Annotated in this window: 9 protein-coding genes; 2 read left to right on the plus strand and 7 right to left on the minus strand. The window is 50.6% G+C overall.

Translation table 11 applies throughout. From position 1 onward, the window contains the following. Positions 1–661: 661 nt before the first annotated feature. From HBN63_RS19165 to HBN63_RS19195, 7 genes are all read right to left on the minus strand, one after another. The gene (locus HBN63_RS19165; protein WP_170050504.1) at positions 662–1,675 is read right to left on the minus strand and encodes a zonular occludens toxin domain-containing protein; all 1,014 of its coding nucleotides are present in this window, start codon (positions 1,673–1,675) and stop codon (positions 662–664) included. Positions 1,676–1,737: 62 nt separating this feature from the next. Continuing rightward, on the minus strand, positions 1,738–2,058 hold the full coding sequence (locus tag HBN63_RS19170) for a DUF5455 family protein (RefSeq protein WP_170050505.1): 321 nt from the start codon (positions 2,056–2,058) through the stop codon (positions 1,738–1,740). Next, positions 2,058–3,482: a hypothetical protein gene (locus tag HBN63_RS19175; protein WP_170050506.1), complete on the minus strand. Its 1,425-nt coding sequence runs from the start codon at positions 3,480–3,482 to the stop codon at positions 2,058–2,060. The genes HBN63_RS19170 and HBN63_RS19175 overlap by 1 nt, the downstream gene beginning before the upstream one ends. Next, positions 3,482–3,703 carry a hypothetical protein gene (locus HBN63_RS19180; RefSeq protein ID WP_170050507.1) on the minus strand — a complete coding sequence of 74 codons (222 nt, stop codon included), beginning with the start codon at positions 3,701–3,703 and terminating at the stop codon, positions 3,482–3,484. The genes HBN63_RS19175 and HBN63_RS19180 overlap by 1 nt, the downstream gene beginning before the upstream one ends. A gap of 341 nt (positions 3,704–4,044) precedes the next feature. Further along, the gene (locus HBN63_RS19185; RefSeq protein WP_170050508.1) at positions 4,045–4,326 is read right to left on the minus strand and encodes a hypothetical protein; all 282 of its coding nucleotides are present in this window, start codon (positions 4,324–4,326) and stop codon (positions 4,045–4,047) included. Between the two features lie 61 nt (positions 4,327–4,387). After that, complete coding sequence (locus HBN63_RS19190; protein ID WP_170050509.1) at positions 4,388–4,630, minus strand: hypothetical protein; 243 nt, start codon at positions 4,628–4,630, stop codon at positions 4,388–4,390. Then, positions 4,630–5,667 carry a phage/plasmid replication protein, II/X family gene (locus tag HBN63_RS19195; RefSeq protein ID WP_170050510.1) on the minus strand — a complete coding sequence of 346 codons (1,038 nt, stop codon included), beginning with the start codon at positions 5,665–5,667 and terminating at the stop codon, positions 4,630–4,632. Before HBN63_RS19195 ends, HBN63_RS19190 begins: the two co-directional genes overlap by 1 nt. A gap of 109 nt (positions 5,668–5,776) precedes the next feature. Here HBN63_RS19195 and HBN63_RS19200 point away from each other — a divergent pair, with 109 nt between their 5' ends. Then, entirely contained in the window at positions 5,777–5,977 is a 201-nt protein-coding gene (locus tag HBN63_RS19200) for a hypothetical protein (RefSeq protein ID WP_170050511.1), read from the plus strand. A 353-nt stretch (positions 5,978–6,330) separates the two neighbouring features. After that, a complete protein-coding gene (locus HBN63_RS19205) occupies positions 6,331–6,849 on the plus strand; it encodes a hypothetical protein (RefSeq protein ID WP_170050512.1) in 519 nt (172 codons plus the stop codon). Positions 6,850–7,268: the final 419 nt, after the last annotated feature.

Genomic DNA, 7,268 nt, shown 5'->3' on the forward strand with positions numbered 1-7,268 from the left:
GCGACTTGGGCGGCGGAGGTCTGTATTACCGGTCATTAGTGCCGCACCGTAGCTGACTTCAAAGAATTACTTTCGTTTTTTGGGCGATTTAGTTTGCCGACCTGCAGCTACTCCGGTACGAGCCGTTAAACTGCTTTGCATTAGCCTTGAGAGTGAAGCCCTACATTGCCTTCAAAAACCATCAAAATTAAGGTCGTATAAGGCTGCTCAGCGACGAGTGGCGGAGCGACCACTTGGGTAGGCGACGCCATCCCAGGCACTGGCTTGCGATGCCTCTGGCCGGGTGTGACCGATCACTCCTGATCACCCAAAGCGTGCTGAACGACGAGGATTGCTGGGAACCCCTCAATGAACATCTAAGTAGATGGAGTTTTAAAATTGCCACCATGGAAACTACGCAGTTTCAAATTAGCCTTTCAAAATCGAGAAAACATAAGTGTAAGGGGGTATTTGGTTTCGAATTCAGCCAATCACAAGATAAGCAGATCAGGCAGCCGCCTGAGGGACTCGTAGCGTATCACTCTGTAATCTATTTAACATAATATACATTATGCGAAGCCTAAGACGATTAGAGCGACGATCAGCGCCAGGGATATGACGAACAGCCCTTTAGGGCTAAAAACGTCTGGCGGCGCTTTTTGGGGCCTTCCTGAGGGTTCCGCTATGCGGCCTGCTGCTTTGCGTCTGGCTTCTCGGCGTTCTTGCCGATACCAGTCCCTGTCGTACATGCCCATTTAATTTCCAATCCAGTCGGGTCAACAAAAGGCGGATATTCAACCGCAAGCGCCTGGCGCAAAAGTTCAGCGCGGCGAGCCTTGCGGGCCTGAATTTCTAGCGCCTGCTCAGCAAGATACTTTGCACGGAAAGCCACGCGATAGCACCCGCTGGAATCAACAAGCCACCAGGCGTACAGCAAAGGCTTGATGAACAGTCCTAGTGCAAAAAACGCCAGCCGGCGAGAAACCGGTACAGGATCAGGCTGCGCCACCTGATAACGACCCTTCAAGTGCCAGGCGCTGAGCATAGTGTAAGGCGCTCGCATATCGACAGGCCCGGAGTCGGTGAACAACAAATCATCCTTGAACACCTGGCGCGTGTCGTAGGCGTCAAAAAGATCCGTTCCGCGATATGTCCAACGCTCGACGCGCAGCTCAGTTGTGCGGCCCAAGTAGACGTTGGCCACATGAATGCGAGGCAACTTGAAGCCTGAAAACCGGATACGGTCCAGGCGACGACAAACGACCAGGTGCTCACAGAGAGCGCGGACGATTTGAGCATCACACGACTCAATATCCTGGATAAGAAACATGACGTCCCAGCGGTATTTGCGTGCATGCAAAAACCAATCAATCAGCTTGCGGCGCTCTTTATCGTTCCATTCCCTGGAGTTCAACCAGGTGCCGCATTCATCCAAAACAATAAGACCGAACTTAGATTCGTCGTAATCGCGCGGGTCTTCACTGTCGTACCCCTGCCCCAGTGAAAACATATCGTCCGCCCTGGGCTTATCGGGCAAGCGCGTGGCGGATGTTTTGCACTCGGTATACATGCCGTCGAGATACAAATCTAAATTTGTCGCTACCTTCCTACCATCGGCGAGACGGTCGCGAATCTTGTCGATTGCTGCGAGTGACTTGCCGGTGCCAAGTTTGCCAGTGATGAAATAGACAGCCATAGAATTCTCCAGAAAAGAACTACCCCTACCCCACCCCCTAAAGGGGGTGCGGTAGGAGCAGTTCAAACGCGAGCTTTTACGGACGCAACATAAACGCCGGATACATAGAGCCAACAAGCAGCGCGGCATGCGGCAATGGCCGCGATGCACACGCCGGTAGAGGAAGGCAGGATAGATAAAGCTGTTGTTATAACGGGGTGAACATTAGCCACTACAGCGCCGACGATACTATTAACCGTTGCAGTTAAGACGCCTACAGCCGTTATCCAGAATGCCACCAGGGCGAGGCGAATACCGTAACGAACGCCGAGCTTTGCAATGGCAAAGTTTGCAAAGTAAACAAACATATTGAGGAAGAACTGCATTATTGATGCAAAACCCATTAGATCGGCCTCCCGACTCGCAACGCCTCAAGAACCATTACATGGCAGGACTGCCAAGTGAAAACAGCAAATAAGAATGCAAGTATCGGCCTGACCCAATCCTCAACAATTGGGCAGAATGTCGTAGACCACATGCCATAAACAGGAAGCTCAACCTGGATTTCTTCACAAGTACTGCCGAAGCTGTACCAGGGGCCAAAGGGTATTTGAGTTGTTAGGCCCTCAGTAGAGGAAACATCAGACTTAATATCGTTGTACTTCGAAATAACGGGTTCATACGGGTCACCGAGCGTTGGCGGCTCTACCTGCTCTTCCTCTTCGTCTTTTGGCTCTTCATCGGGTTCTTGATCTGGAGGGGTATCGGTGGTGGTTGTTTCATTTGTAATTTGACCATTGTTATTGGTCGTGGTGTTCATCGTAATTTTGTAATCGTAGTAATTTGAGCCGTATGTATAAGAATAAGTCGGCGTTGATGTTTTGCTAACGGTACTTGTGGTGCCGTCTGGATTCTGAGTGGTGGTAGTAGTTGTCTGCGTCTTGCCCTGGAGGTTGTTAGGGCCTACTAACTGCTGATACTCAACCATTGAGTCAAAGCAACCACCTGGATTCAAAGCACCTTCACAGTTAGCCTTGATGAGGCCGCGCAACCACTCAGAGTTTGCTATACCAGAGAGCGTTGATTCTAAGCTGCTGTAATCAGAATCCGTGAAAGGAACGCTTTGTTGCGGCTGGTTATTACAATTGCCTGATGCGTCAAAACCATTAGGACATATGACGGTATATGAACGGACATAGTCAAAAAAATAGAATGGGTTCTGAGCACGACAAGCCCACTCAGTGGCGCTAGTTTGAACATGGTTAAAGGTTTGACCAGAAGCAAGACCAGCGCCATTACTCCAAAAAGTATTACAGGCAGTAATCGGGGAAATGTATTTATCACTACCTGCAATAGACGTGCGATCCCAATAAACACGTTGAGTTTGCGGGTCAGGTGATTTAACTAATGTGCCACCTTCTATTTTAGCGCCTGGAATTTGATCTATAGCCCACTCAAGCGCTGGGATAGCGAGAAGACTTATAGGACTTGCAGACTTAAGCTTTGAAACAGCCTGGGCTGCAACCTTTGCCTTACTTACAACAGAAACCGGCTTAACAGTAACCTTGACCTTTGGTTCTGTTGATGAGCCGCCAGGATTATCGCCAGCATTAAAGCGAGTACCGGCAGAATGCTGGTCTACATAATCCTGGCCGTAATAAGCAGCCATTCCAGCTGGAAGAGAAACAGCGCCAGTAGTAGCACCGCCAGTAATAACACCTTGGTTTGTCTGGCCATGATTAACAATTTTCCTGGTAGCGGCATAACTTGATGTCGCTAAAAAGAAAATGGCGACCGAAGTCGCCAGGACTAAGGTCGCCTTTTTCATTACTTGGCGCCCTTACGAATCCAGCGCTTGCCGAGAGTCATGCCAACTTCCGGAGCCAGAGAAGCCCCCATCAGTGCGAGACCAGCAACAATAGCCAGACCGATGTAAAGAACAACATCGTCTACAACAGCATCGAGGCCGGCGCTTACAGCAGGATCAACAGCGGCCATGACAGAGCCAGAGACCAGTACCAGGGTGGAAGCGAAGATGATTTTCTTCATTTTGAAGCTCCAGTTTAAAGCGACCCTTTATAGGTCATGCGGTAGATAAACCGCTTTAAGCGCCCGTAGCCGTACCCAGTTACCCAGGACAAAACACAAGCGCCAGCGGCGAGGGAGGCAGGTTCTACGTCAATCATTTTGAGAACCCGCCGTATAGCCATGACCAAAACAGCCAATCATCGCGACGGCGACGATCAGCATGTAGAGGTCAGTGATTGTTAGTTCAGCCATTAGGCGCTACCTACTACAACGGCCATGCCGTCAAAGAAGCCCCAAGTCCAGCCAGAAACTAGGCCAACCAGGAAGAACGAGAGATAGCGCGCCATGGCTCTGCCCTGCCCTTACGCTTGCGAAGCTGGCTTGTTAGGAACACGACGTGACTGGCGCGGGTCAAAATCAAATACAACGCGACCGTCTTTAACAGTGCCCTTCAAAGGGCATACATACTCACCAGGAGGAAGAACTTCCTGCTCTTTGGCACAATAGTAAGAAAACATTTGCGGAAAATCGACGCCATCCAGGACAACGAAACACTCAGCCATAGTGTAAGGATTGCCCTTGCCCGAAATGCCCGAGCGATGTGTGCAAGTTGGAGTTACGATCAATTTAACTTCCATAGACATGGTATTGCCTCTTTATTGAGCGCCGGTAACTTATGACCGGCTGGATTTGCCCAGACGGGCGTTAATAACGGTCGCCTACATATGGAGCGGATTTCTCATTGCGAACTACTTTGAACTTGGAATCCTTGGCTTCCTGGATTTGCAATTCAAGTTTCTGAGCTAGAGTCAAAGACTCATAAGCAAAAACAGCAGTTTCGGCTTCCTGGATAACACTGCCATTGGTTTGCAGAGCACGCATACGCTGTTGAATTTCCTCCCGGCGCGATAACTTGCCCAGGTAGAAATTATCGAGTGCATTTTTCATTAACAGGCCCGCCGTGCGGATTGGTGAATTAATCCGCGATCAAAAAAGAAAGCTGGAATAGCGGCGGGTTTGGCTTCCAATATACGGATCATTGGAATGACGTTAGAGTCGTCACGACGGTCGCAACGAATGTTAATGTCAATACCAAGCTGCATAAGCTCGGTGCGATGGCGATAATATGTTGCCTTCGCAATCATTTCAGAAAGGTCATGACCTTGCTTCCAAAGCATGTAAGTTCCAACAAGCTTGCTAGGAAGTGCCATCAACTGTTCAGTGTTTAATTCGATCTGCTCAGACATATCTAATTCCCCTATAAATTGGCGGTACTGAGCCCATAAGACCGCCGGGGTTAGTTGGAACGCATTTTCAAGGTCTAAGGCCTTGAGCTTCTTTGAGCGCAAACGCAGCTCTACACGCAGCTTGTTATCAAGCCATTCATGAATTTCAGGATGTTCGTTTATTTCATCAGGCAACTTATGAGAGCCGCCAGAATTCAACTCATCAGCTTTGCAATAACAAACAATTGACCAATGGGAAGAACCCTTGCCAAAAGTAAGCGTGCCGCGATTATTTACAGGACGGCCATGGCGTGACTTGCACTTGAACTCACCAGCTCGCAACCAGGAACGAACATCAGCACGGCTTGGAAGTTCAAACATGCGGTTGTAATCGACGCGAGTAATGCGGTACCGCCCTGCCCTAACCTTCTGCTTTTCAATATCGGTGGGATTGAGATCAACCAAGCCGCAGAGTCGCTGGAAGGTGTCCCACATCAGCGCAACAAGATCGTCGGAACCGACGAGGTTGTGACCCTGGAGCCACTTGCTGGGATTGCCATCGATGTAAAGGTGTGTGGCGTTTCCCTTTCCGTCGCCGCCTATGCTGCGAACATGAATGCTCGACTCGTAAGAGCCGCGAACGTGCATCTTGCGAGGACTTTCCCATGCAACGGTGCCGTCAGCTTCGATGCAAACCACAGCGCCGCTGTCTAGCGGTGGGTGCTGTAGCTCGATCATTGCGGCAATCCAGTCGATCATGAGGCGTCCGTTTCAGCGTTACGCGTTACAGGTTTCGATGGTTTATACGCTGTAACTTGTAACAGTGCAACGTGTGACAAGATAACCGGCATCAGAGGAACAACAGGAAATGACTAACGTGACCAAGCCGTACCGCGTCAGAGACGAGTTCGTTGAGGTGATAAAAGAGCGCCGCATCAACATGATCGTTGAGACCAGGGAAGACGTTTCAGAGGCAGATTTAGTGAACGCCGTGCTGTGGAAACACCTGGGCGAACTGACGACGAAGGACGTTTTGAAGTACAGGGAAGAGGTGCTTGGGAAGGACTGAGTGAGTCTCAAAATGAGACAAAAGTCGGGTATCACCTATACCGACTTTTTCAGCGATCGGCGGAACCAGGAAGACAAGAAAGCATGGCTTCGCCACTGGCCCGTTCCGGCCCATCGCAAATGTGCGGGTGTACCGCACGCGTCAGAACGATTTCCACGGAGAGCGAAAAGCGGGTAATCAGTGAGGGGGTCGGCCAGGGCGTGGCGCTGGTCAGAACCGAGGCGAATTAGAGTAACGCGCAATGCGTTACCGAATATCCGACGAGCGGTCGATTATTGGTAACGTTACCGATAGCGTATTATTGGTAACGTTACTATAATTACACCATGGACAGCAAACATGGAGCCGCCGCAATGATCGACCCAGCAGACAAGCAAACAGCATCCCTTCCCCTGGAGCAGCCAAAGCGCGGGCGTGGCCGTCCAAAAACAGGCGCAGCATTGACACCAGCGCAGAAGCAGAAAGCCTATCGGATCCGGCTAAAAAGTAACGTTACCGAAATTACAGTATCTGCGATTGACGAAAGAATGGAGCTGCGGAAGCAGCTTCTAGAGGCGCTCAAGCGTGCCGAGCTGGCCGAGGCAGAGCGTGACGTTATGGGCAACGAGCTGGCGAAGGCTAAAGCGCAGCTCAGCGGAAGCCGGCTAAATAAGAGCATGCAGAGAATGATCCAGGACGTGCACGACGTAGCAGACGCCATAGGGGAAAGCGTGTGGCGGATACAGCGGAAAGCACGGGCAAACGGAAAATGGGTAACGCTGAAAGGTAGCTACTGGAACGAAGCAAAAGCAGAAGACGCACTAGCGGAAATTCCTAATAAAAAAGGATGCTGGTGGCGAATCATCGAGGTGAAATCAGAGGTCGAGGATTGATCGACAAGCAGCCTGCAAGGCGTCTAAACGGGCATCAATGGCGGTGCCCTCCTCATCAAGCTGCGCAACGCGGCGACGGAGCTGCCGAAGCTCTCCAACAAGACGAGGGTAATCCTCAAGAACATGCTGTACAGCCTCGGAATCACTCCGGCCGGCTGCATAAAGTCGTGCCTGATCAATGGCGTGGGGTTGAATAATTACGGTAACGGGCTGTCGCATAATGAACGTTACATTAAATCGGCCCTGGAGCTTACAGCATTGTCCAGAACCGAATTAACGTAACGTTACGAATATTATGCGAAGCCTATGAATATTTCCCCAGGGGAATCAATGGCTTACAGCAGCGTGCGCGCCGTGCGACTGCTGTCCTCGATAACAGTCACGGAGGAACCGGCAGATGGTCCAGTTCCTTGGGCACC

The sequence above is a fragment of the Pseudomonas sp. WS 5011 genome, assembly GCF_012985775.1.
GTDB lineage: Bacteria > Pseudomonadota > Gammaproteobacteria > Pseudomonadales > Pseudomonadaceae > Aquipseudomonas > Aquipseudomonas peli.